Here is a 25,842-nt window from a genome sequence, read left to right on the forward strand (position 1 = left end):
GGGCTAGCCTCACTCTATACGCGGTATGCACGGGTCTTGGGGGTCCGTGCATACCGGCGCTGACGCCACCGCTAGGAGCATCATGTCCATCCGCCACAGCCTCCTTGCCCTGCTGCAGGACCAGCCGCGTTACGGCTACCAGCTCAGGGTTGAGTTCGAGAACCGCACCGGGTCCACCTGGCCCCTTAACATCGGGCAGGTGTACACCACGCTGGACAGGCTGGAACGCGACGGCCTGGTCAGCAATGACGGCAGTGACGGCGAAGGCCACGTGGTCTACAGCATCACCAACGCCGGCAAGGCGGACGTGCGGAACTGGTTTGCCGCCCCCGTGGAGCGCAACAACCCGCCCCGGAACGAGCTTGCCATCAAACTGGCGCTCGCGGTCACGCTGCCGGGCGTGGATGTGGAGGCCATCATCCAGGCCCAGCGGGTGGCGTCCATCCGTGCGCTGCAGGACTACACCAAAGCCCGCCGCGACACGGCAGCCAACCAGCGGGCCGCGGATACCGCCTGGCTGCTGGTGCTGGATTCGCTGATCTTCCAGACGGAAGCGGAGGTCCGCTGGCTGGACCTTTGCGAGGCGCGGATGCTGCAGCAGGCGCAGACCGCAGGCAAGGCCACACCACGCAAATCGTCCAACGGGGTCACTGTGGAAGAGGCTTCCCCGCTCATCGCGGATAGCCGCCGGTGAGCGTCCAGGGGCCGCAGCAGGTCCTGGAACTCGCCAAGGTCAGCAGGACGTTCGGTGAAGGCGCGACGGCGGTCGCCGCGCTGCGCGAGGTAGACCTCAGTATCAGGGCCGGAGAGTTCGTCGCCGTGATGGGTCCGTCAGGTTCCGGGAAATCCTCCCTCCTGGCGCTGGCCGGGGGACTTGACCGGCCGACGTCGGGCGGTGTCTTTGTGGAATCAACCCCACTGGGCGGGCTGGGACTGAACGAACTCGCCCGGTTGCGCCGCCGCGCCGTCGGCTACGTCTTCCAGGACTTCAACCTTGTCCCCACCCTGACGGCTGCCGAGAACGTGGCGCTGCCGCTGGAGCTGGACGGGACGGCCACCAGGAAGGCGCAACGCCAGGCCCTCGATGCGCTGCGGCAGGTGGGCATCCCGGAGCTCGCGGACCGCTTTATGGACCAGATGTCCGGCGGACAGCAGCAGCGTGTGGCCATCGCGCGGGCCATCGTGGGCGACCGCCGGCTGATCCTGGCCGACGAACCCACCGGAGCCCTGGATTCCACCACCGGCCATGGCGTCATGGAGGTGCTGCGGAGCCGTGCCGACGCCGGTGCGGCCGTGATGCTGGTGACCCACGAGGCCCGGCATGCCGCATGGGCTGACCGGGTGGTGTTCCTCCGGGACGGCCGGATCGTGGACCAGGCAGCTGCCATGCACGATCCCGCCATGCTCCTCACGCAGGCAGGCCACTGACGTGGCACTCACCCTCGACCCGGCGCCCGGCGGGCGCCGGCAGGCTTTCCGCGTCGCTATGCGGATGGCGCGCCGCGATATCCGCCGCCATAAAGGGCGTTCCCTCCTGATCATCCTGCTGATCATGCTCCCCGTGGCCGCCATGACGGGGGCCGTCACCCTGGTCCAGAGCACCCAGGAGACCGCCGCCGAGCGAGTGCAGTACCAGCTCGGCACCACCCAGGCCCGGTTCCGGTCCATGCCCATGGCCAACGGGGTTATGGTCCAGGATCCTGTCGAAGAGCTGCGCATCACCACAAACAACTGGGACGCCAACCCTGACTTCACGCCGACCGATCCGCAGGACGCGATTCCGGCCGGCTACGACGTCCTCACAGAATCCACCCTCGATCTCACCGCCGAGTCGGGTGCGGCCGACGTGCGCGTGGTGGGCCGGGCAGTGGACGCACTGGCCCCGGCCTTTGCCGGAAAATACACCCTGCTGGACGGCAGGGCCCCCGTGGCTGACGCCGAGATGCTCGTGTCGCCGGGGCTGATGGAGCGGTTCGGCCTGGGACTGGGGGAGGAGCTGGCGACGTCGGCCGGGACCTTTGTTGCGGTCGGAACGCTCCGTGACGCGGGCTATTCGGACAGCAACTCCATCGTCTACCTCAAGCCCGGCCAGGGCAGCGTGGGCGCCCCGGCGTTCCCGGCCTCCACCAGTCCGGTGCCAACCGCGTTGGCCACCAAGGCCACCATGTACTACCTGGCGGGTTCCGAGCCGGTGACCTGGAGCCAGGTCCTGGCGGCCAACGCCGTGGGTGTCACCGTGCTGTCCAGGGCTGTGGTGCTGAATGCGCCGCCTCAAGACGAGCGCGGGCAGGAAGGCGGCGGGACCTCGTCCAGCGCGTCGCTGCCGCTCGCCACCTACGCGGCCGGGGCGCTCCTGGGCGCTCTGGCACTGCTGGAGGTGGGCCTGCTGGCCGGAGCCGCGTTTGCCGTGGGCGCCAAGGGGCAGGTCCGGGAGCTGGCCCTGCTGGCCGCGACAGGGGCCGAAAGCCCCACCATCCGCTCGGTGGTCATGGCGGCGGGCCTGTGGCTCGGCGGCATTGGCGTGGCAGCAGGCGCCGCTGTGGGACTCGTAGCGGCCGCCGGGGTGGTTTTCGTTGCGCGCATGAACGGATCGGTCCGTTTCCCGGGCTTCCATCCTGACGCGCTGTTGACGGTCCTGGTGATGGTCATGGGCTACGCCGCCTGCCTGCTGGCTGCCCTGGCGCCCGCGCGGCAGGTGGCGCGCCAGGCAGTTCTGGGCGCGCTCAAATCGGGGCGGGCACCGGCATCTGCCGGCAAGGCGTCCACCGTGGTGGGTGCAGTCCTGCTGGGCGTGGCCGCCGCGGCCCTCGCCGCCGGCACATGGCTTGCCGCCAGCAGCGAAGACCCCGACGTGTTCACTTCCAGGACTCCTGTCATTGCCTGTTTCCTGCTGGGAGGCGCGGTTCTGGGCGTTACGTCCCTGGTTCTCCTCACCGGGAAGGTGGTGGCCCTCCTGGCCAGGCGGGCCGGACCGCTTCCCTTGGCTGCGCGAATGGCCGCCCGTGATTCGTCCCGCAACCGCAGCCGGACAGTTCCGGCCGTTGCCGCGGTCCTCGCGGCAGCCACCCTGGCCAGTGCCGGCATGGTGCTGGCCGCCAGCCAGCAGGCGAGCGAGCAGGAAAACCACTACTGGTCCGCCCTGAAGAACCAGGCTGTCCTGCCGCTGTCCGTGTGGCAACCCCTGCTGGCCGACGGAACAATGCCGGACCCGGCGCGGATTGACCCTGCTGCGGTGGCGTCCGCATTGGATGGGGCGGTGGACACCGTCGAATGGACCGCGGTACTGCGAACTTCCGCTACCCGGAACTGCGACATGCGGCCCGAACGTGCCGACGCGTCGCCGGCCCAGACGCCGACGTCGAGCTGCCTGCAATATTCGCTGGCCACGCCGGAGGGTAACGAATGCCCCGTGACCGCCGGCCAGCGCGTCCTTGATCCGGAGGATTGGCGTTGCCAGGGACCGATGCGCCCCTACGAGACACAGGGACGTATTAACCCCGTCGTCGTCGGAACTGCTGAGGACGTGGAAAGGCTGTTTGGAACGGCCACGACGGCGGAAGCACGCGACGTGCTGGCGGTCGGTGGCATGGTGGTGACCAACCCGGTGTTCGTCCGCGACGGGCACGCGTCTCTGGTGGCGGAAGACGTGCGCAAACCGGCGCCTGGCGACTCCGCCACGGGTGCCTTCCTGGGGTACCAGGAGGTGGGGCGGACGGATGTGGCCGCGGTAGTGCTGGAGCCGGAAGTCGACGTGCAGTATTACGGCGTTGTGTCCCCGGAGGGTGCCGCGGCCGCAGGGATGCGTGTGGATGACAGTGCGCTGCTGGTCCAGCTCACCGCCTACCCGGATGCCGCCCAGATGGACAAGGTGTCTGCCGCGCTCGCCGGCGTCTATGCGGACCGCTACGGGTCAATGTATGTGGAGCCCGGAGCCGAGCGGGACGCCTCGCTGATCCTCTGGTCCATCGTGGGCCTGGGCGCACTGATCACGCTCAGCGCGGCGGGGATCACCACGGGACTGTCCATGGCCGACTCACGGAAAGACCACGTGACCCTTGCCGGCGTGGGCGCCGCCCCGCGCTTGCGGAAGGCGCTCGCGGGGTCCCAGGCGCTGATGATGGCGGGGCTCGGAACCGTGTTGGGAAGTGTTGCCGGGATAGTGCCCGCCGTGCTGCTGGTGACGGCCACCGGGCTGGCGCGGACCGCCGTCGTGCCCTGGCTCCAGCTCGTGGCGTTGCTGATCGCGGTGCCGCTCACCGGTGCGGCCTTGGCCTGGCTGTTTACCCGGGCGGGGCTTCCGGTATCCCGCCGCGAGGTGGGGACCTGAGCGGTCTGCCGAGGCAGCTGAGCGGGGGAGCACAGGAATTAGGTCACACAGTTGGGTCTTTTTCATTGCGCCCGACAGGCCTACGGTGGGACTCAGGACGCTGTCCGTCCCGGACGGCCGAAGTACGGAGGGACCTCTTATGACAACACATGTTGCCGATTGCAGTGTTACCCGTTGCTCGTTTAATGACCACGAAGGCTGTACGGCCCACGCCATCACGGTTGGCGGAAGCAAAGACCACGCCAGCTGCGCCACGTTCATCGACACCGGCACACACGGCGGGCTGCCCAAGGTCCTGGCGGATGTCGGAGCCTGCCAGCGCTCCGAGTGCATCCACAACGACCACCTGATGTGCAACGCCTCCGAAGTCCATGTGGGCCCCGGCGCTGACAACGCGGACTGCCTCACTTACGCACACGCGTAGCCACGGCTCCCGCCCGGGATTAATCACGAAGGCCTCCGTTCAGGAAACCCTGAACGGGGGCTTTTGTGCGCTCGGCGCCTCCCGCCCGCCGTTCACCGCAATGTCACGCGGCGCGGGCACAATGCCGCGTCCTCGTTGGTGCGGCGTTGGTAGGGTGCCTTTGAGCAACTCACTGAAGCATCAATTCTCAAGGAGGAGACATGGCCAGCAGGCCTGACGAACCGGTACGTGCAGCGAAAGGAAGCGGTCCATTGACCGCCGATCCGAAGCTTCCGCCAACGGCCGTGGACGAGGCCGTCCGCGAGGCTGAAGAGAAAAAATGGACCCCGGCCAAGATCGCCCTGTGGGCAGCCATCGCACTGCTCGGCGGCGTCGCCTGGTTCATGCTGGCCATCGTCCGGGGCGAGACCGTCAACGCGATCTGGTTTGTTTTTGCCTCGGTCTGTACTTACCTGATTGGTTACCGCTTCTACTCCAAGGTGATCGAACGCCTCATCACCAAGCCGGATGACCGCCGTGCCACGCCGGCGGAATACAAGGCTGACGGCAAGGACTACGTCCGCACGGACCGCAACGTGCTTTTCGGCCACCACTTCGCCGCCATCGCCGGTGCCGGCCCGCTGGTCGGGCCGATCATCGCCGCCCAGATGGGCTACCTCCCCGGCACCATCTGGATCATCATCGGCGTTGTCCTCGCAGGCGCAGTCCAGGACTACCTGGTGATGTTCTTCTCCATGCGCCGCGGTGGCCGTTCCCTGGGCCAGATGGCACGCGAAGAACTGGGCGTCATCGGCGGCACGGCAGCACTGATTGCCACGCTGCTGATCATGGTGATCATCGTGGCCATTCTCGCGCTCGTCGTCGTCAATGCCCTGGGTGAAAGCCCGTGGGGCGTGTTCTCAGTGGGTATGACCATCCCGATTGCGCTGTTTATGGGCGTCTACCTGCGCTACATCCGGCCGGGCAAGATCATGGAAGTCTCCCTGATCGGCTTTGTGCTGCTGATGGCCGCCATCATCGGCGGCGGCCTGGTGGCGGAGACCGAATGGGGCTCCGCGTTCTTCACCCTGGACAAGGTGACCATTGCCTGGGGCCTCATTGTCTACGGCTTCATCGCGGCCATCCTGCCGGTGTGGCTGCTGCTGGCACCGCGTGACTACCTCTCCACGTTCATGAAGATCGGCGTGATCGTGATGCTTGCGCTCGCCATCATCGTGGTCCGGCCGGAGATCACCGTTCCCGCCTTCAGCGAGTTCGCCAGCAGGGAAAACGGTCCGGTGTTCCCGGGCGCCCTGTTCCCGTTCCTGTTCGTCACCATTGCGTGCGGTGCCTTGTCCGGCTTCCACGCCCTGATCTCCTCAGGCACCACCCCGAAACTGATCGAGAAGGAACGCCAGACCCGCTTCATCGGCTACGGCGGCATGCTGATGGAGTCGTTTGTGGCCATCATGGCGCTGGTCGCCGCCATTTCCATTGACCGCGGGCTGTACTTCGCCATGAACGCCCCGGCCGCCCTGACCGGCGGCACGGTGGAAACCGCGGCCGCCTGGGTCAACGGCCTTGGCCTGTCCGGGGTCAACGTCAGCCCGGCCATGCTCGCGGAGACAGCGGCCAACGTCGGGGAGCAAAGCATTGTGTCCCGGACCGGCGGCGCGCCCACACTTGCCGTGGGCCTCGCCCACATCATGCAGCAGTTCATCGGCGGGACGGCCCTGATGGCGTTCTGGTACCACTTCGCCATTATGTTCGAGGCGCTGTTTATCCTCACCGCGGTCGACGCCGGTACACGCGTTGCGCGCTTTATGCTGCAGGACTCCATCGGCAACTTCATCCCCAAGTTCAAGGAGCATTCGTGGCGGCCCGGAGCCTGGCTGTGCACCGCCGTTATGGTGGGCGCCTGGGGTGCCGTGCTGCTCATGGGCGTGACCGATCCGCTGGGCGGCATCAACACGCTGTTCCCGCTGTTCGGCATCGCCAACCAGCTGCTGGCCGCGATCGCGCTGTCCGTGTGCCTGGCCATCGTCGCCAAGCGGGGGAGCTTCAAGTACCTCTGGATCGTTGCGGTGCCGCTGGCCTTCGCGGCGGTGGTGACCATCACCGCGAGTTACCAGAAGATCTTCTCCTCAACGCCAGCAGTCGGCTACTTCGCCAACAATGCGGCCTTCAGCAAGGCGCTCGCGGACGGCAAGACGGAGTTCGGCTCAGCCAAGAGTGTTGTCGCCATGGAAGCCGTGGTTCGCAACACCGCGATCCAGGGCTGGCTGTCCGTCATCTTTGTGGTGCTGAGCATCATCGTGATCGCCATGGCGATTGCGTCCACCGTCAAGGCCTTCCGCAACCATTCCGCTGGGTTCCCGAACATCGACAACGAGGACGAGGCCCGGCCGTCAAAGGTCTTCGCACCCGCCGGGCTGATCCCCACACCCGCGGAACGTGAGCTGCAGGCCGAGTGGAACAAGCTGCCGGCCGAGCTGCGGTTCGAAAGGGCAGGTCACAACAAATGAGCCCCGGTCTGGCCGCGGTCGCAACAGGGCTCCGGGGTTTCGCCCGGTACCTCGGCGGCGTGCTCGGTGCTGATGCGTACGCCAAGTACCTGGAGCACCACCACGCGGCCGGACACGGGGAGCCGCCACTGACGGAACGCGAATTCTGGCGGGACCGGACGGACCGCCAGGACTCCAACCCGCAGGGCCGGTGCTGCTGACGCTGACGGCCGGCCAGCCTTCATCGGCTGGCCGGCTTCATCGACTGGACTGCTTCACCAACCGGGTTGCCCGGCCTCCGCTCGTGAGAGTATGAACGCATGAGCGATCCGACAGACACTCAGCCTGATGATGTCCCCGTTGAGGGCAGGACCCTCTACAACGGCGAACCGGCCATGCCGGCTGTGCCCATCCCGGCTGGAGCCGGCCCCGGCGCTGCAGGTCCGGCCACTACCGGCCCGGCGGCGTCGAGCACGTCACTCGGGAGCAGGGCTAAGGGCAGCAACCTCCAGGACCTCGTGGACGAGCCCGCGAAAGTCATGCGGATCGGCACCATGATCCGACAGCTCCTGGCAGAGGTTAAGTCGGCACCGCTGGACGACGCCGCGCGCGAACGCCTCGCCGAGATCCACGAACGTTCCATCAAGGAGCTGGAGGACGGGCTGGCACCGGAGCTCGTCGAAGAACTGGAACGGATCAGCCTGCCCTTCCCGGAGAACACCACACCGTCCGACGCCGAGCTGCGGATCGCCCAGGCGCAGCTCGTGGGGTGGCTGGAAGGCCTCTTCCACGGCATCCAGACGGCTATCGCCGCCCAACACGCCGCACGGGAGCAGGCCGCCGCGCAGCTGCACATGAAGCAGCTTCCGCCGGGCACCATGATCGCCCCTGGTGTGGTTATCGGGGAGAACGGTGAGCCGCAGAGGGCCGCCGCCGGCCAGTATTCCGGTCCGGTGCCGTCAGGTCGGCCGGAGGACCCGGACCACGGTCCCGGCCAGTACCTCTAGGTTCCTGCGTGGGATTCTTTACTGCCGCCCGCCAAGGGCGCAAGGACGATGCTGAGCTGGGCAAGGGCCTTTGGCGCCGCGCCCACGATCGTTTCCACCGTGGCCTGGACCGTTATCACCAGGTCCTGGAAGGTGTCGAGGACGAGCAGCTTTATGCGGAACTCGTGGAAGTCGCGAACGAGCTGGCGGGGCTCCAGGAACGTGTCCGCACTGTTTGCGTCGAAGCCCAGCGACGGTCGCCCAGCGAGGGGCTGGACATTCCCGGGGACCTGGCCGGTGTGCACCGGTCGCTGTCGAAGGCCGGCAATTCACTGGCCACCACTGCCGAGGCTGCAGCCATGCTGCGGCTCGCCGTCGGTCCCGTCCCGGTGGGGGCCGCCTCGGTACGTCGCCGCGCGGAATCAGTGTTTGAGCAGGTGGCCGACGCCGAACGCCGGCTCGCCGAGGATGCCGCCGGCGGCGGACTGCCCGAAAGCCTTTCCGGCTGAGCGGTATTCAGGATGACCTCAGGCGGCGATCCTGGCCTGCTCGATGGCAACAGCGTCGATAACGGCCCACGATTCCTCGGTGCCGCAGTTCCGGCTGGCGAAACGTTCGGCGTCCCTCAGAGAATCGAAGCTTTCACTGCTGATCCTGCCGCAATCGGCGTCGAAGTACGTCACGTGAAATTCCTGTGCAAGTTGGTTTTCCATAAATCCAGTCTGCAACCGGGGTCTGACATTAACCGTTCATCAGTCCCGCGTGTTGCCCAGGCGTAGCACCCGCTCCTGCGCGAGCATGGCCGAACGCTGGGCCTTATCGGCTGCCCTGGCCGCCTGCTTGGCCTCGGCGGCCGCCGTGCCCAGGTTTTTCCTGGCGCTGTCCAGCTGTTCCTCCGCGGCTTTGAGCCGGTCGCGGAGCTCACGTGTTTCGCGGGTCAGGTCCGCGACTTCGGCCTCCGTGTCCGCCAGGTGACTTTGCCGGTCCGCGGCTAACCGGGCGAACTCCTCTTGGGCTGCCATGGCCTCACCCAAGGCAGCGTTGGCTTTCTCCAGCACCGAGGGGGACGCCGGCCGCGGAGTCTCCCGGACAGCCTTGAGGCGCGGCTGGTCCGCGGGTTTGCGGGTGCCGGGTTCCGCCGTCGTCCGTTCTTCCTCTTCTTCATCCGGCACGGTGGCTGGAGGCTGTTTGGGACGGCCCTGCGTGGTTGCGCGCGGCGCCGGCACAGCCCCGGGCACCGCTACGGCCCCATCGAGATCAACCGTGTCCACGCCGTCGGCGGACAGCGCCTGGACCAGCAGTCCGCTTTGGACGGCGGCAGTGGCTCCTTCGTCGGCGGTCATCGCCTGCAGGGTGCGCTCGACGTCGGCGGCGATGGGGGCGCTGATGCTGCGCCCCTGGCGCTCAGCAACGGCGCGGGCGGTCTCGACAGCGGTCGCCAGCAGGGTGCGGCGCTCCCGTGCCAATTCCCGGAGGGCGGCGGCGTCAAGGGATGCCTGGGCCGACCGCATCCGTTGGCCGAGCTCGGAAAGCTGCGCGAGCACTCCTGGCTCATGGATGGCCAGCATGTTGACCGCCCAGGCCGCCGCCGACGGTTTTGGCAAGGCCTTGACGGCAGCCGGGAGATCCTTCCCGGACCCGGCGGCTGCCTTGGCTGCGGCGGTCCGGGCAGCCACAAACTCCTCGAAAGGCAGGGCATACAGTCCGAACGCGATAGCCGCCAGCGCCTTGTCATCCATGCTCGCCATCATAGGGGGCGGGCTCCGGAGCCGAAGGGCATGTGCCCGCCTAGACTGGCCGCATGAGAAGAGTGTGGGGGCTCCTTGTCCGGCCGGCCGTTCTGATGTTGGCAGCCTGCATCCTGGTTGCCGGCTGCTCCAACGTCTGTCCGGCGATCGGGTGGGTCAACTCCATCACGGTTGAACTGGCGGGTGACGTCTCGCATGTGGATACCGTGCAGCTGTGCGCCGATGGCGCTTGTTCGGAGTTGCGGCCGGAACCTGGGACGGCAGCACCGCGCATTATCGTGACAACACCGCTGGATGCCAGGGCCCCGCACACTCCGGAAGCCCAGCCGCCGACCATGGCCCCGTTCTACGCTGAAAGGATCGACGCCGATACCTGGCGGTTCACCGTCAACATGAGCTCGCCGGATCACGTGATCGCCAAGGCACTGTCCGCCACAGGTGAGTTCCTTGCCGAAACGGAAACGGATCTGGACTGGAAGCGTGTGGGCGGCTCTGCCCAGTGCGGCGGTCCGTCGGAGGCTTCGCCGGTCGAGCTCACTATCAGGCCGCGGCTCTAGTCTCCGTTCAGATCGAAGTCCAGGTCCAGGTCCTCCGGAGACACGAGCCTCCGCCACGTCGACCTCACCCGGGCCGTGGGTAGCTCTGCGGCGATGGGCATCCGGTCAGCGGCCACGAGCTGGTCCAGATCCAGGCCGGTGACGGCGGCGATATCGCGGACGGGGACCTGAAAGGTCCGGAACGGGCCCAGGGGCGGGGCCTCGTCCACGGCGCCCGGGAGGGGCACATCGGGGAGGTCGGCCAGTTGTGGTGTCTGGTCCACGATGTAGCCGGTGGCCGCAAGCTCCCCGTCTTGGAGGAATACGGCGACCTTGAAGAAAAGCAGCGGAATCTCCACGCCGCGGTACACGGGGTCGTTGTCCCCGAAGATGGGCCCGGTGAACACGACCAGGCGCCGGCCGTGGTCGGCGGCATGCTCCAGCAGGTAGGACTCCAACCCGAGCCACAGGTCCAGGCTCTGGTTGAACTTCGCAGCCTGGGGCACGGCGTTCGTGTAGTGGAACGTGTCCTCATTCGCTTGGGCGGCCTCCTGCCGGGTATCACCCCAGACGGCTGAGGCGCGCCGGACCAGGTGTCCCCTGTCGAGGTCGTTCCGGGCGTAGAGCTGCTCACCGGTCTGCTGGTCATCTGCCAACCTTGGATCCAGGCGCCATTGGATCCCCGAGCGGTCCAGATCCATCAGCTTCTCCCCGTCGATGCCGAGGGCCGTGACGGCGGCCAGGCGCTTGTCCAGCCGCATCAGCACCGAGAAATGGGTGTAGGGCAGCAGGATCGTTTTCGTGGCGGCCAGAATCGGCACAGGAACCTGTACACCCAGGAAGGCGACGTCGTACCCCGACCGGTCCGACAGATCACGTGCAGCAGCAGAACCCGGTACCAGCAACAGTTCGTCCATGGCCGGACATTAGCAGTGGAAGATGACGGCGGGATGAATTTCGGTGGACCACAGGGAAACCGCCGTCGGCGGCCCGGCTCAATGCGGCGGGCTGTTGGAGGGCTTAACCAGCGAAAAACCCCGCATCATCGTCGAAATCAACGACAATACGGGGTTTATCCCGAGCTTCCTATCAGAATCGAACTGATGACCTTTTCATTACGAGTGAAACGCTCTACCGACTGAGCTAAGGAAGCACCGCACAATTCGCCCGGCGTAACCGGGCGGTTCATGCAAGAGTCAACTGTAATAGAGTCCCTGCGCCCGGGTCAAAATGGGCGCCCCAAACCTCAGCAGAAGTCCTCAGCAGACGGTGTTGTCGGCAGGAACCGTTCCGTCCACAAGGTACTTGTCCACCGCGTCTTCGAGGCAGCTGTTAGCCCGGCCGTAGGCGGTGTGGCCCTCTCCCTGCCAGGTAAGCAGGGAGGCGTTGCCAAGCTGTTTGCGCAGGGATGCGGCCCATTCCACGGGGGTGGCAGGGTCGCCGGTGGTTCCGACGACCACGATCGGGGCTTTGCCGGTGTATTCCACCGGGGCGGGGGTCCGCAGGTTCTTGTACGGCCAGTCCACGCAATTGGTGCCGCCGTAGGCGAAGAAGTAGCCCAGGGTGGGGGAGGCCTGCATCAGCCGTTGCTGTTCCGCGCGCATGGCGCCAGCGTCGGACACCATGGGGTAGTCCAGGCAGTTGATGGCGCCGAAGGCGAAGGTGGAGTTGGACGTGTACTTCCCGTCGGCGCCGCGGTCAGCGCCGAGGTCCGCCAGACGGAGCATCAGGCTGGCGTCACCGTTCAGTGCAGCTTCGAGTGCCTGGGTCAGGGCGGGCCAGCTCTGGTCGTTATACAGCGGAGTGATGAGGCCGCTGACGAATATTGTGGCGTTCACCAGGCGGCCGTCCTTGGCCTGCCAGGGGGTGTTCTGGACGGCGGTGATGACGTCGCGGATCTGCTGGACCCCGTTGTCCACGTTCCCGCTGAGCGGGCACGAGGATTCCTGCTGGCAGCTGGCCACGTAGGCCCTGATGGCTTTTTCGAAGGCCACGGCCTGGCCGCTGGTCAGCTCCTCGTTGCTGATGGACGGATCCAGGGCGCCATCCAGGACCATACGGCCTACATTGTCCGGGAACAGCGAGGCGTAGGTGGAACCAAGAAACGTGCCGTAGGAGTACCCCAGGTAATTAAGCTTTGAATCATTGACCACGGCCCGCAGGATGTCCAGGTCCTTGGCCGCGCTGACCGTGTCGACGTGGCCCAGTACCGGACCCGTCTTGGCGGCGCACTGCGCGGCGATGGCCTTGTTGTCGGCCAACGCGGCGGCCAGCCCGGCGTCGGTCTCCAACGCGTAGACCTTTGCCCGGGACGCGTCCCGTTCGGCATCCGTCAGGCAGGTAACAGGGGCGGAGCGTTTGACGCCCCGAGGATCAAAGCCCACCAGGTCATAGTTGGCCCGGACAGATTGCGAGAAGTGCGTCGCGGACGCATCCTTGACGAAGTCGTAGCCGGACCCGCCGGGACCGCCCGGGTTGACCAGCAGGGTGCCGGTCTTCGTGCCCGTGCTGGGAGCCCGCAGCGCAGCTATCTGGATCTTCTCACCGTCAGGCTGCGCATAGTCCATGGGCACCGTGACCGTGGCGCACTGGAAGCCGTTTTCGCAGGGCTCCCACACAACCTCCTGGGCGTAGAACGTGTCCAAGCCGGCGGGCGCGGACGCCACGATAGCAGGGTCTGCCTTCGCCGTGGCGGGGGCCGCGTCCGGGGTGTCCCCGCCAAAAAGGCCGCACGAGGCCAGCGTCAGGGCCAGGATCAGGGCGCCGGCAGCCCGCAGCCCAATCACCAGGGATCGGGAGCGTGCGGGCAGGGGGCGTGCAGTCATCGAGCGGTCTCCTAGTTGTTGCTAGATCAGGCTGGCTGCCATGGACTCAATGGTCAACAGCGGTGCAACGTTGGTGGTGGTGATGCGTTGGCGGGCTTTGTTGATGGCGTCCATGCGGGCGAGGGTGGTCTCCGGCGCAGACCGGGCGGCGAATTCCTCCAGCTCACCCCTGAGCTCAACGTTTACCAGCTCCACGGCGTTCCCGAGCTGGATGATCAGCACATCCCGGTAGAACGACAGGAGGTCCGTCAGCGTCCGGTCCAGCGAGTCCGTGATGGATCGCTTGGCCCGTCGTTTCTGGTCGTCTTCAAGCTGCCTGACCTGGCTGCGCATGGTCGGCGGGAGCGTCCCTGACTCCGGGGCACCCAGGGTGGCCAGCAGCGCAGCCTTCTCGGCGGCGTCGCGCTCTTCATTGGAACTGTTGGCTTCGGCGGTGGCGATCTTCACCAGCTTGTCTGCCATCATCACCGCTGCGGTCACGCCGCGCAGACCCAGGGGGAACCTCACCGTTTCCAGCCGGCGTTCCCTCGCCTCGGGGTCCCGCGCCAGCCGGCGGGCGATTCCCACATGGCTTTGCGCCGCGCGGGCAGCGCGTTCGGCGAGTGCCGGGTCCACGCCGTCGCGCTTGACGAGCAAAGCGGCGACGTCGGCGGCCGGCGGCAGCCGCAGGGCCACGGCCCTGCAGCGCGAACGGATGGTCACCAGGACGTCAGCGGGCGACGGTGCGCACAGCATCCAGATGGTCCGCGGCGTGGGTTCCTCGATGGCCTTCAGCAGCACATTGGTGGTCCGCTCGGCCATGCGGTCGGCGTCTTCCACCACAATGATCCGCCACCGCCCGGACGACGGCCGGTTGCCCGCCTTGGATACCAGGTCGCGGGCTTCATCGATGGTGATGGTGACCTTCTCGGTCCTGACGTACGTCACGTCCGAATGGGTCTCGCCGAGGATGGTCAGGCAGGCGGGACACTCCCCGCAGCCGCGCCTGGCCACGTCGTCCTGATCGCAGTTGAGGGCGGCCGCGAAGGCCTTCGCGGCGTTGGAACGCCCGGATCCGGGCGGGCCCGTGAACAGCCAGGCATGGGTCAGTCCTTCGCCCCGCGAGGCAAGGCGGAGCTGCTCGACGACGGCGGGCTGGCCCTGAAGGTCGTCCCAGACAGTCATGCGGCGCCCCTGCCTGCAGACGCGAGCAAGGCATCAACGCGGGTGAGGATCCGCGCGGCCAGTTCGTTGACGGGCAGATCCGCCGGCAGGACCAGATACGTCTCCGGCCGGCTGGAGGCCAGTTCGAGGAACGCCCCGCGGATTGTTGAATGGAACTCGTCGGCCTCTGACTCAAGGCGGTCTTCGGCGGCGTCGCCGGCTGTGCGGCGTCGGCGGCCGTCAGCGGGGTCCACGTCCAGCAACACCGTGAGGTCGGGTTGCAGCCCGGACGTCGCCCATTCGTTGAGGGTACGCACGGCGTCGGCACCCAGATCGCGGCCGGCCCCCTGGTACGCCACGGACGAATCAATGTAGCGGTCCGTCAGGACCACCTCGCCGCGTTCCAGTGCCGGGCGGATCACCTGGCTGGCATGGGCCGCACGGGAGGCAGCAAAGATGAGTGCCTCGGTATGGGCGTCGATGTGGCCATGGCCGTGGTCCAGGACCAGGGAACGCAGCTTTTCGCCAATGGGCGTCCCGCCGGGTTCGCGGGTCCGCAGGACCCTCAGCCCACGTGTTTCCAGAGCCTCGGCAAGACGGGCCGCCTGGGTGGACTTGCCGGCGCCGTCGCCGCCCTCGAAGGCGATGAAAAGTCCGGGGCTGTTGGTGGTCACTGGTCTAGACTACCGACTTCGGGAGCCGCCGCACGTCCAAGTACGCTTTCTCCATGAGTCTCTCGGAACAGTATGCAGCGTCCCTGTCGGCCGAAACCGTGGTGGTTGCCGCGGGCCGGCCGGCGCGTGAGCGGGATGAGCCCGTCAACCCGCCCATCGTGCTGTCTTCGACGTACTTCGGCACGGGAGCGCTGGGCGACGGGGACCGGGGCTACGGACGCTATTCCAACCCCACCTGGGATCCCTTTGAGGAGGCTCTGGGCCAGCTTGAAGGATCAGAACTGCCCGGCCTGCTCTACGCGTCCGGACTCGCGGCCGTCAGTTCGGCACTGTCCCTGCTGCCCGCCGGCGGCGTCCTGGTGATGCCGTCGCACAGCTATGCGGGTTCGTTGGTGATGGCCACGGAGTTGGCGCAGAAGGGCTTCCTGGAACTGCGGACTGTGGACATCACGGACACTGACGCAGTCAAAGCACAGATCGCGCCGCAGGGACCGGACGCGAAAGCGGCCAGGATGCTGTGGCTTGAGAGCCCCACCAACCCGATGCTGGGCATCGCCGATATCCGCGAACTCACCGCGGCGGCCCACCGGGTGGGCGCCATTGTGGTGACGGACAATACGTTCTCCACGCCGTTGGTCCAGCAGCCACTGAGCTTGGGTTCCGACGTCGTTCTTCACTCGGTGACCAAATACCTGGCCGGACATTCCGACGTCGTCCTCGGCGCTTTGGTGACGTCCAACCCGGACATCCGGGCAGCGCTGCTGCACCACCGCATCATTCATGGCGGTATTGCCGGGCCGTTCGAGGCATGGCTGGCGCTCCGCGGGCTCCGGACCCTTGCGCTGCGTGTGGAACGGTCGCAGGGTACCGCCGCGGTCCTGGCCGAGCGCCTGAGCAGACACCCCCTTATCGATGGCATCCGGTTCCCCGGCCTCCCCACAGATCCCGGCCATGAACGGGCCAAGACCCAGATGTCGGGCTTCGGTTCGATTGTGTGCGTGCAGATCGCACCGGTTGCCGGCCTGAGCGGAGCAGAGGCCGCGGACAAACTGGTCCGCGCACTGCAGCTGTGGCTCCCGGCCACCTCCCTCGGCGGGGTGGAATCGCTGATCGAACGGCGCCGCCGGCACGCCGCCGAGCCGCTGAGTGTCCCGGACAACCTGGTGCGGCTGAGCGTCGGCATTGAAAATATTGAGGACCTCTGGGCCGATTTGAAGCAGGCACTCGACTCGCTGGGCCGCTAGGCTTGGACGGTGGACGGTGAACTGATAATTCGGCCTGTAGAGCTGGCAGTGTTTTTTATCCTTGCCCTGGTGGCATTCGGACTTGAAGTGTGGGCCCTGCTGGACTGTGTCAGGCACAAGTCCGCCGCTTTTGAAGCGACCGGAAAACGAACCAAGACCTTCTGGCTGGCACTGACCGGCGGTGCCACCATGATCGGCGCCATCTCGCTCTTCAGCAGCGGCGGAATCTTCGGCACGCTTGGCCTCTTTGGGCTCGCCGCCGTGGTGGCAGCGTCCATTTACCTCGCAGACGTCCGGCCGGCCGTCAAGGACGCTGGCCGCGGCGGTAGCCGTAATACGGGGCCCTACGGCGGCTGGTAGTCCCCACCGGCACCCTCAGCTCGCAAGCTCGCTCAGGGAACCCTGCCGGCGTGGGCCCAACCACCGGCACCCTCAGCTCGCAAGCTCGCTCAGGGAACCCTGCCGGCGTGGGCCCAACCACCGGCACCCTCAGCTCGCAAGCTCGCTCAGGGAACCCTGCCGGCGTGGGCCCACACTAGACCGACGGCGCCACAGCTTCCCACGCCACCGTTAGTTCGCCCAGGCGCCACCGCGCCGGGCCGTCCTGAACCGGCCACCCGCCGTCGGACAGCGCCCTGCACATGGCGTGCCAGCGCTGCCTGTTGCCGAATGACGCCAGCGGCGCCGATTCCAGCCAGGCCCGGTCCATGGCCTGCATCAGCCGGTGGACAGGCTCTCCCGGAACGTTGCGGTGGATCAGCGCCTTCGGCAGCCGCTCGGCAATTTCCGATGGCAGCTCAAAGCTGCCGAACCGCAGGGACATGCTCAGTGACAACGGCCGCCCGGCGTCGAGGGCAACCCATGTCACCCGCCGCCCGATCTCATCGCAGGTACCGTCGATAAAGAGCCCGCCGGGGGCGAGTCGGCCCTGGACCAGCCGCCAGATCCCCGCCACATCAGCCTCTTCGTACTGCCGCAGGACGTTGAAGGCGCGGACCAGCACGGGGCGCCCGGGCAGCGGCAACTCGAAACCGCCCACCTGAAAGCTCAGCCCCGGCCGCTCGAGCGCCGTGGCGATCCGGACGCGCTCCGGCTCGATCTCGATCCCGACCATCCGCACGTCCTCCCGGACTGCGCGGAGACGTTCAAAGAGTTCGACGGCGGTGGCCGGCGTTGCGCCGTAGCCCAGGTCAACCACGAGGGGGTCAACGGCAGCGCGCAGGCGCCAGGCCTGGGGACCGGTGAGCCAGCGGTCCACCCGCCGCATCCGGTTGGGATTGGTGGTGCCCCGTGTGACGTTTCCGACCGGCCTGCCGCTCCGGCCATGGGGAGCGCTCACGCGTTCAGCTTTTTGCACCACGGCCCAACCCTATCGTTGTAACGCAAGGCCCTTGTAACGCAAGGCGGGCGGCGCCGTGCCTCGGCTAGGATAAAAATCATGACTTACAAGCTGATTCTGCTGCGCCACGGCCACAGCGAATGGAACGCCAAGAACCTGTTCACCGGCTGGGTGGACGTTGACCTCAACGACCAGGGCCGCGAGGAAGCGGCACGCGGCGGCGAGCTCCTGGTCGAGAACAATCTTCTCCCGGATGTCCTCTACACCTCGCTTCTGAAGCGGGCCATCAACACGGCCAACATTTCCCTGGACAAGGCCGACCGCGGCTGGATCCCGGTCAAGCGGGACTGGCGCCTGAACGAACGTCACTACGGTGCCCTGCAGGGCAAGGACAAGGCACAGACCCTGGCCGAATACGGCGAGGACCAATTCATGGAATGGCGCCGGTCCTACGACACCCCGCCGCCGCCCCTGGCCGACGACTCGGAGTTCTCCCAGGCCCACGACCCCCGTTACGCGGACCTCGGCGACGCACTGCCCCGCACCGAGTGCCTCAAGGATGTCCTGGTCCGCCTGCTTCCGTACTGGGAATCGGACATCAAGGAAGACCTCAAGGCCGGCAAGACCGTCCTGGTCACCGCCCACGGCAACTCGCTGCGCGCCCTGGTCAAGCACCTGGACGGCATCAGCGACGACGCCATCGCCAGCCTGAACATCCCCACGGGCATCCCGCTGGTCTACGACCTGGACGAGGACTTCCGTCCGATCAAGCCGGGCGGCACCTACCTGGACCCGGACGCCGCTGCGGAAGCCATCCTGGCAGTGGCGAACCAGGGCAAGAAATAAATCAGTAGTTAACGTTCGACGGCGGGCCGGTCACCTGAGGTGAACGGCCCGCCGTCGTATGTGGTTTGGGAGCGGCTAGAAGCCCTGCCCCTGCCATTCGCCGGTGACGAGGTAGGTGACCTTGCGGGCCACGGACACGCCGTGGTCAGCGAACCGTTCGAAGTAGCGGCTGGCCAGGGCCACGTCCACGGTGGTGGCGGGGGACTCGGCCCAGTCCGGGGAAGCGATCGCCTTGAACACGCTCAGGTGGAGATCGTCGATGGCGTTGTTGGCCTTGTGGATGTCGCGGGCCACTTCGAGGTCCCGGGATTCCAACAGGACAATAAGCTTGTCGGCGATCAGTTGGTCCTGCTCGGCCATTTTGTTGAATGTTTCCGTCATGGATGCAGGGATCACGGTGGCCGGGAAACGCAGCCGGGCCAGCTGGGCAATGTGGCGGGCCAGGTCCCCCATCCGCTCCAGGGAAGCACTCATGCGCAGGGAGCCCACGATCATCCGCAGATCGCTGGCCACCGGCCCCTGCAGGGCGAGGATGTCGATAGCACGCTCATCCAGGCTGGTCTGCAAAAAGTCGATACGGGCGTCCGCGGCGATAACGTCCTCTGCCAGATCAACGTCGGCAACCCGGAAGGACGTCGAGGCTTTCGCCATTGCCTCGCTGACCAGCCGCGAAATCTCCACCAGCTGCTCACCCACCTGGGTCAGCTCTTCCTGAAAAACCTTACGCACGTGGGCGTCCTTTCTTTGGAACTCCGCCCCTCGGGTGGCAGACGGAACTCATGTCGCCATTCGGCACTCCAACATATAACTTTGTCAGCGTTCGGTAAACGATTAGTCGGTTGTAGATGAACGTTAGCTGAACCGTCTCCGTAATAGGCCATGACGCACCGTCTCGACAGGAACCACGGCCTAAGCTGGAGTTGTGGATCCTATGCTCATCGGTGTCATCGCCGGCCTGGTCGGCCTGTCGCTCGGCACCTTTGGCGTGCTCGCCTTCAGGATCAGTGAAAAGCAGCGCCAGCTTGTTGACGTCGACGTCGACGAACTGGCTTTGCCAGCCGGCGCCGCGGAAGTGCTGGCCGTCGTCGGACGGGCTTTTGTGGTGGTTGACGCCGTGGACGGTGTGGTGCGCGCCAGCCCGGCAGCTTATGCGTATGGCCTGGTGCGCGGTCATACGGTGGTCCATAAAGAACTTCTGGACATGACGGCCGGTGTGCGCCGTGATGGCGTGATCCTGGAAAAACGGCTGGAACTGCAGCGCGGTCCGCTGGGCCACGGCACCATCATCGTGCAGGTCCGGGCGGCCATGCTCGGCAAGGAATATATCGTGCTCCTGGCCGACGACCGCACCGAAATTACCCGCACGGAAGAGATCCGCAACGACTTCGTGGCCAACGTGTCCCACGAGCTGAAGACCCCGGTGGGCGCAATTTCCCTGCTGGCTGAGGCACTGGAGTCCTCGGCCGACGACGAACAAGCAGTCCGCCGGTTCGCCAAGCGCATGCACAAGGAGTCAAGCCGGCTGGCCGCCCTGGTCCAGGACATCATCGAGCTGTCTCGCCTCCAAGGTGCCAGCGTCTCCCAGGAGGGCAAGGCCGTGGATATCAACACGGTCATCACTGAAGCCGTGGACCGTTCCCAGCTCCCCGCTGAAAGCAAGAACATCCGGATCGTGGTGGGGGAGCGGGTTGACGCCACCGTCTTTGGTGACCGGGACCTGCTGGTTACCGCCCTGCGTAACCTGATCGACAATGCGATCCGCTATTCCCCGGAGAACACCAGGGTGGGCGTGGGTGTCCGGTCAAAGGACGGGCTGATCGCCGTGTCGGTCACGGACCAGGGCGAGGGCCTGACCCCGGAGGACCAGGAGCGCGTGTTTGAGCGCTTCTACCGGGTGGACGCGGCGCGTTCGCGCCAAACGGGCGGAACGGGCCTGGGCCTTAGCATCGTCAAACACGTGGCCTCCAACCACGGCGGTGAAGTGACATTGTGGTCACGGCCCGGCCAGGGTTCCACGTTCACCCTGCGCCTGCCTGCGATGGAAAGCCAGGACACACCGGATACCGCAGGTGTCAAAGAACCAGCCGTACCCGTGCGCAGAAAAGAACGCGGCGTACATGAGCAAGGAGCCAGCGCTTGAGCAGGATTTTGATTGTCGAAGACGAAGAATCGTTCAGTGATCCGTTGTCCTATCTACTGGGCAAGGAGGGGTTCGAGGTGGAAGTGGTGGACAACGGCCTCGACGCCATCACCGAATTCGACCGGAACGGGGCGGATCTGGTGCTGCTGGACCTGCAGCTCCCCGGCCTGTCAGGTACGGAAGTCTGCCGCCAGCTGCGGCAGCGCTCCAGCGTTCCCGTCATCATGCTGACGGCCAAGGACTCGGAGATTGACAAGGTGGTTGGCCTGGAGCTGGGCGCTGACGACTACGTCACCAAGCCCTACTCCTCCCGCGAGCTGGTGGCCCGCGTCCGGGCCGTGCTCCGCCGGCAGGGTGAACCTGAGGAACTGATCTCGGCCACAGTCCAGGCCGGCCCTGTCCGGATGGACATCGAACGGCACGTGGTCAGCGTGGATGGCCAGCAGGTCCTCCTGCCGCTGAAGGAATTCGAGCTTCTGGAAATGCTGCTGCGAAACTCCGGCCGCGTGCTCACCCGCGGCCAGCTGATCGACCGGGTCTGGGGTTCGGACTACGTGGGGGATACCAAAACCCTGGATGTGCACGTCAAGCGGCTGCGCGGCAAGATCGAGCCCGACCCGTCCGTACCGCGTTTCCTGGTGACCGTCCGCGGCCTGGGCTACAAGTTCGAGCCGTAGGCCTCTCTGCCGCAGGCACGCCGGGCATCAGGCGCACCGGACTTCAAGATCACAAAAAGGAGGGGCTCCCCGCGGGGAGCCCCTCCTTTTGCGCTTTGCTGTTGCTTAGTGGGCCGCACCAGTGCCGGTGGCCGACGGCGACGGGCTGGGTGTGGCGGATCCGGTCGGTTCGCTGCCGGCCGGCAGGTACTCCTTGTACTCCGCGAGGGAAGCATCCAGGACAGGGATCTTCACGGTCTTGCTCACGTTGGTGCCGTCTTCAGTGACCTTGACGTCCACCATCGAACCGGCGATGCCGCCGCTCGTGCTGAGGATGGCTTCATCCGTGGAGTCGTTGAGCAGGGTGTAGGAGTTGGCTTTCACCGGCACCTGCGTCTGTGAACCCTCGGCCCCGTTGACCGTGAGCTTGACATCCTGTGAAGAGGAGTTGTAAACGGCGCCGAGCAGGCGGCCGGGCTTGTCTGCGCCGGCGGAGACAATCAGCATGTTGCGCAGCTGCAGCGGACCCAGGTCGGCGCGGATACCGTCCGACGCCGCGTACTGGTGAGAAGTCTGCTGGGGGTTGATGTAGCCACACCCGGTCATCGTCGCCAGGGCGAGGGCCAGGGAACCTGCCGCCAGTGCCAGTTTGCCGCCCTGGGCCCGGTTCATCGCAGTGAAACGCACGTCACGTACTCCTCGAGAGTCTTGAAACATTATTCAGCCATAGCCTAGCGGCAAACCGGCCCAAACGAGGATTCCGCGCGGTCATGCTGCCCTTGGCAGCAGGCCGCGCATGCACTATTATCTGCATTCGTCAAGGGGGCGAAGGGGGTCTATTCTGCCCATTTTCCGCGTATTTCCGGGGTTCCGGGGCCGGTTCGAGGCCAGTCATATGCCTGAATCGTGATAAACTGGTCTGCGGGAAAGGGGAATGTCCACATGGTATTTGAGGTCGGCGAGACAGTAGTTTACCCTCACCACGGTGCTGCAAAAATTGAAGAAATCAAGATGCGCACTGTCAAGGGCGAAGAGAAAATGTATCTCAAGCTCAAGGTGGCTCAGGGTGATCTGACCATTGAAGTTCCAGCAGAGAACGTTGACCTTGTTGGGGTCCGTGACGTAGTGGGCAAGGAAGGTCTGGAGCACGTATTTGATGTTCTCCGGGCTGAGTTCACTGAAGAACCCACCAACTGGTCGCGCAGATACAAGGCAAATCTGGAGAAGCTTGCTTCCGGTGACGTCATCAAGGTAGCAGAGGTTGTTCGCGACCTCTGGCGCCGTGATCACGATCGGGGCCTTTCCGCAGGTGAGAAGCGCATGCTGGCCAAGGCCCGTCAGATTCTGATTTCAGAACTTGCACTGGCTGAAAAGACTGATGAAGAGAAGGCTGCAAGCGTTCTCGACGAGGTCCTGGCTTCCTAAGAATTGAGCCCCGGGGGTACGCAAGTACCTCCGGGGTTTCTTTTTGCCCTTTTTCGGTCCAGCCCTCAGCGGCAGGCGCGTCGCGCGGGTGGGATTCGGCACGCCGGGCAGGCAGGCACGTAGGCTGGACCGCATGAACAACGGACTTCCCCGCCCCGTCACCGCCGTCGTCATCGTGGCCGCAGGTTCCGGTGACCGGCTGGGTTACGGCATGCCCAAGGCGCGCGTGCCGCTGGGGAGTGATGCCATACTTACGCATGCCCTCAGGGGCGTCGCTGCCGCCGGAGTCGCACGCCAGATCTGTGTGGCCCTGCCGCCCGGAGATGCGGTCCTGCAGGAATTGTGCGCGGCCTTCGCCGAGGAACTCCGGGCGGGGCACGATGCCAACCAGCAGAACCCGCTTCCCGTGCTGACAACGGTCGACGGCGGTGCCACCCGTGCCGCTTCCGTCCGGTCGGCGTTGGCGGCCCTGCTGGACGGCACGGAAGCTGTGCTGGTCCACGACGCCGCCAGGGCGCTGACGCCGGAGTATGTCTTCCACCGTGTCGTCGATTCCCTGGCGGCCGGCGCCGTTGCAGTGATTCCCGCCGTACCGGTGGTGGACACGGTGAAGATGGTTACCCCCACGACCGGTGACGACAGTAGCATCGCCCCGGAACTCGTGACCGGGACCGCGCCGCGGGAGGAGCTCCGTTCGGTCCAGACGCCCCAAGGGTTCCGTCTGTCCACACTGATCCAGGCCCATCAGGCAGCCGCGGACTTTGACGGGAAACAGGCTGCTGCGGTCACCGATGACGCCATGCTGGTGGAACTCCTGGGAGTTCCCGTGCACGCCGTCCATGGCTCCACACAGTCATTAAAAATCACCACGCCGCTGGACCTGATCATTGCCGAGGGGCTGCTGGAAGGCCCGCTGGGCCTTCGTTGGGTGGAGGGTTAGGCATGAGTGAAGCCAAGATGATCCTGCCGCGCACGGGTATCGGCCTGGATGTCCATGCCTACGCGTCCCCTGACCTTCCCCGTCCGCTCTGGCTGGGCGGGCTGTTCTGGGAAGGCGAGCGTGGACTGGCCGGGCATTCGGACGGGGACCCGGTGGCCCACGCCGCCGCCGACGCCCTGTTCTCGGCCGCTGGCATCGGGGACCTCGGCACGCATTTCGGCACCGACCGTCCGGAGTTCGCCGGAGCTTCCGGCGTCACGCTCCTGACCGAGGCGGCGAGGATTGTCCGTGCGGCCGGCTTTGAGATCGGCAACGTGGCAGTGCAGTTCGTGGCTACCCGGCCCAAATTCGGCCCGCGGCGGGAAGAGTCCCAACGCGTGCTGAGCGACGCCGCCGGGGCGCCGGTCAGTGTCACGGCCACCACCAGCGACGGACTCGGTTTCACCGGCAGGGGCGAGGGCATTTCCGCCGTCGCCACCGCTTTGGTCTATCCGCGTTGACTCACCCCACGGATTCACGCCGGGCCGCTCAGGCCGGATAACGCGCGGGGGCCGGCACGCAGGCCTTTTCCGCTAATCTGGAGCGGTGACTCTCCGCTTCTATGACACCGCGTCCGCCGAAGTCCGTGACTTCGTTCCCCTCGTCCCGGGAAAAGCGAGCCTGTACTACTGCGGAGCCACCGTGCAGGGCATGCCGCACGTAGGCCACATCCGCTCGGCGATCGCCTTTGACCAGCTCACCCGCTGGCTTGAGTACCGGGGGCTGCGGGTCACCGCGGTCCGCAACGTCACGGACATCGACGACAAGATCCTCGCCAAGTCGGCCGAATCGTTCAGCCCGGACTTCGAAGCCGGACCGGACGCTGTCCGCGAGGAGGAATGGTGGGCCCTGGCCTACCGCTACGAGCAGGCGTTCCTGCAGGCCTACGACACGCTCGGCGTTTCCCGGCCCACTTATGAGCCGCGGGCAACCGGCCATATCCCCGAAATGCATGCACTGATCCAGCAGCTGATCGACCGGGGCCACGCCTACCCGGCGCTCGACGATTCCGGCGACGTCTACTTCGACGTTCGGTCCTGGGACAAGTACGGGTCACTGACGCGCCAGAACATTGAGGACATGCAGGGTGCCCCGGACGCGGATCCCCGGGGCAAGAAGGACCCCCGCGACTTTGCGCTGTGGAAGGGCTCCAAAGAAGGAGAGCCGACGACGGCGAGCTGGGCCTCGCCCTGGGGCGCCGGACGTCCGGGCTGGCACCTGGAATGCTCCGCCATGGTCACCAAGTACCTCGGCACGGAATTTGATATCCACGGCGGCGGGCTGGATCTGCGCTTCCCGCACCACGAAAACGAAATGGCGCAGTCCCAGGCCGCAGGGCACGGTTTCGCTAATTTCTGGATGCACAACGGCATGGTCACGTACCAGGGCGAGAAAATGTCCAAGTCCATCGGCAACACGATCAGCCCTTCGGAGATGCTGGATCTCGCCTCGCCGCGGGTGGTCCGCTACTACCTTGGGCAGGCCCACTACCGCTCAGTGCTGGACTACCGCCCCACGTCGCTGGAAGAGGCCACCGCCGCCGTCGACCGCATTGACGGCTTCATCAGCCGGGCCGTTCGGGCCCTCGCCGCCGGTGGGAACTACACGTTCGCCACCCATGGCAAGGTTCCCGAGGCGTTCGAGAGCGCCATGGATGACGATCTCAACGTGCCGCAGGCCCTCGCCGTGCTCCACGAAACAGTCCGTGCCGGCAACACCGCCCTGACGGAGGGGAAACTGGAGGAAGCACACCAGGCCCTGCACAGCGTGCATGACATGCTGCGGGTCCTGGGCCTGAAGGCGGTGGCGTCCGGCCCGGCGTCGGACGCCCGGGAATCGGCCGCCCTCGACGTCCTGGTGGAAGCCCAGCTCGCTGCCCGCGCGCAGGCCCGGGCCACCAAGGACTGGGCTGCCTCCGACGCCATCCGCGACACCCTGAAGGCGGCCGGCGTCGTCGTCGAGGATGGCCCGGATGGCGCCACCTGGAGCCTGCAACGGGACTGAACCGGCGATTTTACTTGATTCAGTAGACTGGTAAGCAGACTCAGTCAAACAATCAAGGGTGGA

Annotated in this window: 27 protein-coding genes and 1 tRNA gene; 18 read left to right on the forward strand and 10 right to left on the reverse strand. The window is 66.1% G+C overall.

Annotated features, from left to right (window positions below; all coding sequences use genetic code 11):
- The first annotated feature begins 82 nt into the window (after positions 1-82).
- The 8 genes from NFC73_RS18025 to NFC73_RS18060 all read left to right on the forward strand — a co-directional run bounded on the left by NFC73_RS18025 (position 83) and on the right by NFC73_RS18060 (position 8,729).
- Positions 83-694 (forward strand): PadR family transcriptional regulator, encoded by a 612-nt coding sequence (locus tag NFC73_RS18025; protein ID WP_254752440.1) that lies wholly within the window; start codon positions 83-85, stop codon positions 692-694.
- Complete coding sequence (locus tag NFC73_RS18030) at positions 691-1,428, forward strand: ABC transporter ATP-binding protein (RefSeq protein WP_254752442.1); 738 nt, start codon at positions 691-693, stop codon at positions 1,426-1,428. Before NFC73_RS18025 ends, NFC73_RS18030 begins: the two co-directional genes overlap by 4 nt.
- Position 1,429: 1 nt before the next feature.
- Positions 1,430-4,327: an ABC transporter permease family protein gene (locus NFC73_RS18035; protein ID WP_254752445.1), complete on the forward strand. Its 2,898-nt coding sequence runs from the start codon at positions 1,430-1,432 to the stop codon at positions 4,325-4,327.
- Positions 4,328-4,466: 139 nt separating this feature from the next.
- The gene (locus NFC73_RS18040; protein ID WP_248762384.1) at positions 4,467-4,751 is read left to right on the forward strand and encodes a DUF1540 domain-containing protein; all 285 of its coding nucleotides are present in this window, start codon (positions 4,467-4,469) and stop codon (positions 4,749-4,751) included.
- Positions 4,752-4,951: 200 nt separating this feature from the next.
- The gene (locus tag NFC73_RS18045) at positions 4,952-7,255 is read left to right on the forward strand and encodes a carbon starvation CstA family protein (protein WP_254752447.1); all 2,304 of its coding nucleotides are present in this window, start codon (positions 4,952-4,954) and stop codon (positions 7,253-7,255) included.
- Complete coding sequence (locus tag NFC73_RS18050; protein WP_254752449.1) at positions 7,252-7,455, forward strand: YbdD/YjiX family protein; 204 nt, start codon at positions 7,252-7,254, stop codon at positions 7,453-7,455. The genes NFC73_RS18045 and NFC73_RS18050 overlap by 4 nt, the downstream gene beginning before the upstream one ends.
- A 99-nt stretch (positions 7,456-7,554) precedes the next feature.
- On the forward strand, positions 7,555-8,241 hold the full coding sequence (locus NFC73_RS18055) for a bacterial proteasome activator family protein (RefSeq protein WP_254752451.1): 687 nt from the start codon (positions 7,555-7,557) through the stop codon (positions 8,239-8,241).
- A gap of 8 nt (positions 8,242-8,249) precedes the next feature.
- Positions 8,250-8,729, forward strand: a complete 480-nt coding sequence (locus tag NFC73_RS18060; protein WP_254752453.1) for a hypothetical protein — start codon at positions 8,250-8,252, stop codon at positions 8,727-8,729.
- A gap of 18 nt (positions 8,730-8,747) precedes the next feature.
- Here the strand turns inward: NFC73_RS18060 and NFC73_RS18065 are convergent, their stop codons facing one another.
- Positions 8,748-8,933: a hypothetical protein gene (locus tag NFC73_RS18065; protein ID WP_254752455.1), complete on the reverse strand. Its 186-nt coding sequence runs from the start codon at positions 8,931-8,933 to the stop codon at positions 8,748-8,750.
- 39 nt (positions 8,934-8,972) lie between these two features.
- The gene (locus NFC73_RS18070) at positions 8,973-9,959 is read right to left on the reverse strand and encodes a hypothetical protein (protein ID WP_254752456.1); all 987 of its coding nucleotides are present in this window, start codon (positions 9,957-9,959) and stop codon (positions 8,973-8,975) included.
- 62 nt (positions 9,960-10,021) lie between these two features.
- On the opposite strand from NFC73_RS18070, the gene NFC73_RS18075 reads away from it, so the two are divergent.
- A complete protein-coding gene (locus tag NFC73_RS18075) occupies positions 10,022-10,525 on the forward strand; it encodes a hypothetical protein (RefSeq protein WP_254752458.1) in 504 nt (167 codons plus the stop codon).
- Here NFC73_RS18075 and NFC73_RS18080 read toward each other — a convergent pair.
- From NFC73_RS18080 to tmk, 5 genes are all read right to left on the reverse strand, one after another.
- Positions 10,522-11,421, reverse strand: a complete 900-nt coding sequence (locus NFC73_RS18080; RefSeq protein WP_254752460.1) for a DNA/RNA non-specific endonuclease — start codon at positions 11,419-11,421, stop codon at positions 10,522-10,524. The genes NFC73_RS18075 and NFC73_RS18080 overlap by 4 nt on opposite strands.
- A 163-nt stretch (positions 11,422-11,584) precedes the next feature.
- Positions 11,585-11,657: transfer RNA gene (locus NFC73_RS18085), tRNA-Thr, on the reverse strand.
- Positions 11,658-11,763: 106 nt separating this feature from the next.
- Positions 11,764-13,329 (reverse strand): alpha/beta hydrolase, encoded by a 1,566-nt coding sequence (locus tag NFC73_RS18090; protein ID WP_254752462.1) that lies wholly within the window; start codon positions 13,327-13,329, stop codon positions 11,764-11,766.
- A 21-nt stretch (positions 13,330-13,350) separates the two neighbouring features.
- On the reverse strand, positions 13,351-14,493 hold the full coding sequence (locus NFC73_RS18095; RefSeq protein ID WP_104063327.1) for a DNA polymerase III subunit delta': 1,143 nt from the start codon (positions 14,491-14,493) through the stop codon (positions 13,351-13,353).
- Positions 14,490-15,146, reverse strand: coding sequence for a dTMP kinase (gene tmk, locus NFC73_RS18100; RefSeq protein ID WP_254752464.1), 657 nt, complete (start codon positions 15,144-15,146; stop codon positions 14,490-14,492). The genes NFC73_RS18095 and tmk overlap by 4 nt, the downstream gene beginning before the upstream one ends.
- A 53-nt stretch (positions 15,147-15,199) precedes the next feature.
- Here tmk and NFC73_RS18105 point away from each other — a divergent pair, with 53 nt between their 5' ends.
- Together NFC73_RS18105 and NFC73_RS18110 are read left to right on the forward strand one after the other, a co-directional pair.
- Positions 15,200-16,390 carry a trans-sulfuration enzyme family protein gene (locus tag NFC73_RS18105; protein WP_254752466.1) on the forward strand — a complete coding sequence of 397 codons (1,191 nt, stop codon included), beginning with the start codon at positions 15,200-15,202 and terminating at the stop codon, positions 16,388-16,390.
- A gap of 9 nt (positions 16,391-16,399) precedes the next feature.
- Positions 16,400-16,750 (forward strand): DUF2516 family protein, encoded by a 351-nt coding sequence (locus NFC73_RS18110; RefSeq protein ID WP_254752468.1) that lies wholly within the window; start codon positions 16,400-16,402, stop codon positions 16,748-16,750.
- A 175-nt stretch (positions 16,751-16,925) separates the two neighbouring features.
- Here NFC73_RS18110 and NFC73_RS18115 read toward each other — a convergent pair whose 3' ends face one another.
- Positions 16,926-17,750: a class I SAM-dependent methyltransferase gene (locus NFC73_RS18115; protein WP_254752470.1), complete on the reverse strand. Its 825-nt coding sequence runs from the start codon at positions 17,748-17,750 to the stop codon at positions 16,926-16,928.
- A 78-nt stretch (positions 17,751-17,828) separates the two neighbouring features.
- Here NFC73_RS18115 and NFC73_RS18120 point away from each other — a divergent pair, with 78 nt between their 5' ends.
- On the forward strand, positions 17,829-18,575 hold the full coding sequence (locus tag NFC73_RS18120; protein ID WP_254752472.1) for a phosphoglyceromutase: 747 nt from the start codon (positions 17,829-17,831) through the stop codon (positions 18,573-18,575).
- Between the two features lie 75 nt (positions 18,576-18,650).
- Here NFC73_RS18120 and phoU read toward each other — a convergent pair whose 3' ends face one another.
- Complete coding sequence (gene phoU / locus NFC73_RS18125) at positions 18,651-19,304, reverse strand: phosphate signaling complex protein PhoU (RefSeq protein WP_254752474.1); 654 nt, start codon at positions 19,302-19,304, stop codon at positions 18,651-18,653.
- 202 nt (positions 19,305-19,506) lie between these two features.
- Here phoU and NFC73_RS18130 point away from each other — a divergent pair, with 202 nt between their 5' ends.
- Entirely contained in the window at positions 19,507-20,715 is a 1,209-nt protein-coding gene (locus NFC73_RS18130) for a sensor histidine kinase (RefSeq protein WP_254752502.1), read from the forward strand.
- Positions 20,712-21,392: a response regulator gene (locus NFC73_RS18135; RefSeq protein ID WP_254752476.1), complete on the forward strand. Its 681-nt coding sequence runs from the start codon at positions 20,712-20,714 to the stop codon at positions 21,390-21,392. The genes NFC73_RS18130 and NFC73_RS18135 overlap by 4 nt, the downstream gene beginning before the upstream one ends.
- 105 nt (positions 21,393-21,497) lie before the next feature.
- On the opposite strand, the gene NFC73_RS18140 is transcribed toward NFC73_RS18135, so the two are convergent.
- On the reverse strand, positions 21,498-22,043 hold the full coding sequence (locus NFC73_RS18140; protein WP_256549083.1) for a hypothetical protein: 546 nt from the start codon (positions 22,041-22,043) through the stop codon (positions 21,498-21,500).
- A 270-nt stretch (positions 22,044-22,313) separates the two neighbouring features.
- On the opposite strand from NFC73_RS18140, the gene NFC73_RS18145 reads away from it, so the two are divergent.
- The 4 genes from NFC73_RS18145 to cysS all read left to right on the forward strand — a co-directional run bounded on the left by NFC73_RS18145 (position 22,314) and on the right by cysS (position 25,779).
- Positions 22,314-22,796: a CarD family transcriptional regulator gene (locus tag NFC73_RS18145; protein ID WP_026266570.1), complete on the forward strand. Its 483-nt coding sequence runs from the start codon at positions 22,314-22,316 to the stop codon at positions 22,794-22,796.
- A gap of 133 nt (positions 22,797-22,929) precedes the next feature.
- Positions 22,930-23,736 (forward strand): 2-C-methyl-D-erythritol 4-phosphate cytidylyltransferase, encoded by an 807-nt coding sequence (gene ispD / locus NFC73_RS18150; protein WP_254752479.1) that lies wholly within the window; start codon positions 22,930-22,932, stop codon positions 23,734-23,736.
- A 2-nt stretch (positions 23,737-23,738) separates the two neighbouring features.
- A complete protein-coding gene (ispF, locus tag NFC73_RS18155) occupies positions 23,739-24,236 on the forward strand; it encodes a 2-C-methyl-D-erythritol 2,4-cyclodiphosphate synthase (protein WP_252567147.1) in 498 nt (165 codons plus the stop codon).
- Between the two features lie 85 nt (positions 24,237-24,321).
- The gene (cysS, locus tag NFC73_RS18160; protein WP_254752481.1) at positions 24,322-25,779 is read left to right on the forward strand and encodes a cysteine--tRNA ligase; all 1,458 of its coding nucleotides are present in this window, start codon (positions 24,322-24,324) and stop codon (positions 25,777-25,779) included.
- The last annotated feature ends 63 nt before the right edge of the window (positions 25,780-25,842 follow it).

Origin of the sequence: Pseudarthrobacter humi (assembly GCF_024294965.1) — a bacterium.
Classification (GTDB): Bacteria; Actinomycetota; Actinomycetes; order Actinomycetales; family Micrococcaceae; genus Arthrobacter; species Arthrobacter humi.

Excerpts from the sequence above, each read along its gene's own strand:
- NFC73_RS18025 (WP_254752440.1), top strand. The coding sequence starts at position 83 with ATGTCCATCCGCCACAGCCTCCTTGCCCTGCTGCAGGACCAGCCGCGT.
- NFC73_RS18040 (WP_248762384.1), top strand. The coding sequence starts at position 4,467 with ATGACAACACATGTTGCCGATTGCAGTGTTACCCGTTGCTCGTTTAAT.
- NFC73_RS18045 (WP_254752447.1), top strand. The coding sequence starts at position 4,952 with ATGGCCAGCAGGCCTGACGAACCGGTACGTGCAGCGAAAGGAAGCGGT.
- NFC73_RS18050 (WP_254752449.1), top strand. The coding sequence starts at position 7,252 with ATGAGCCCCGGTCTGGCCGCGGTCGCAACAGGGCTCCGGGGTTTCGCC.
- NFC73_RS18055 (WP_254752451.1), top strand. The coding sequence starts at position 7,555 with ATGAGCGATCCGACAGACACTCAGCCTGATGATGTCCCCGTTGAGGGC.
- NFC73_RS18065 (WP_254752455.1), bottom strand. The coding sequence starts at position 8,933 with ATGGAAAACCAACTTGCACAGGAATTTCACGTGACGTACTTCGACGCC.
- NFC73_RS18070 (WP_254752456.1), bottom strand. The coding sequence starts at position 9,959 with ATGGATGACAAGGCGCTGGCGGCTATCGCGTTCGGACTGTATGCCCTG.
- NFC73_RS18075 (WP_254752458.1), top strand. The coding sequence starts at position 10,022 with ATGAGAAGAGTGTGGGGGCTCCTTGTCCGGCCGGCCGTTCTGATGTTG.
- NFC73_RS18080 (WP_254752460.1), bottom strand. The coding sequence starts at position 11,421 with ATGGACGAACTGTTGCTGGTACCGGGTTCTGCTGCTGCACGTGATCTG.
- NFC73_RS18090 (WP_254752462.1), bottom strand. The coding sequence starts at position 13,329 with ATGACTGCACGCCCCCTGCCCGCACGCTCCCGATCCCTGGTGATTGGG.
- NFC73_RS18095 (WP_104063327.1), bottom strand. The coding sequence starts at position 14,493 with ATGACTGTCTGGGACGACCTTCAGGGCCAGCCCGCCGTCGTCGAGCAG.
- NFC73_RS18105 (WP_254752466.1), top strand. The coding sequence starts at position 15,200 with ATGAGTCTCTCGGAACAGTATGCAGCGTCCCTGTCGGCCGAAACCGTG.
- NFC73_RS18120 (WP_254752472.1), top strand. The coding sequence starts at position 17,829 with ATGACTTACAAGCTGATTCTGCTGCGCCACGGCCACAGCGAATGGAAC.
- NFC73_RS18130 (WP_254752502.1), top strand. The coding sequence starts at position 19,507 with ATGCTCATCGGTGTCATCGCCGGCCTGGTCGGCCTGTCGCTCGGCACC.
- NFC73_RS18140 (WP_256549083.1), bottom strand. The coding sequence starts at position 22,043 with ATGAACCGGGCCCAGGGCGGCAAACTGGCACTGGCGGCAGGTTCCCTG.
- NFC73_RS18145 (WP_026266570.1), top strand. The coding sequence starts at position 22,314 with ATGGTATTTGAGGTCGGCGAGACAGTAGTTTACCCTCACCACGGTGCT.
- ispD (WP_254752479.1), top strand. The coding sequence starts at position 22,930 with ATGAACAACGGACTTCCCCGCCCCGTCACCGCCGTCGTCATCGTGGCC.
- ispF (WP_252567147.1), top strand. The coding sequence starts at position 23,739 with ATGAGTGAAGCCAAGATGATCCTGCCGCGCACGGGTATCGGCCTGGAT.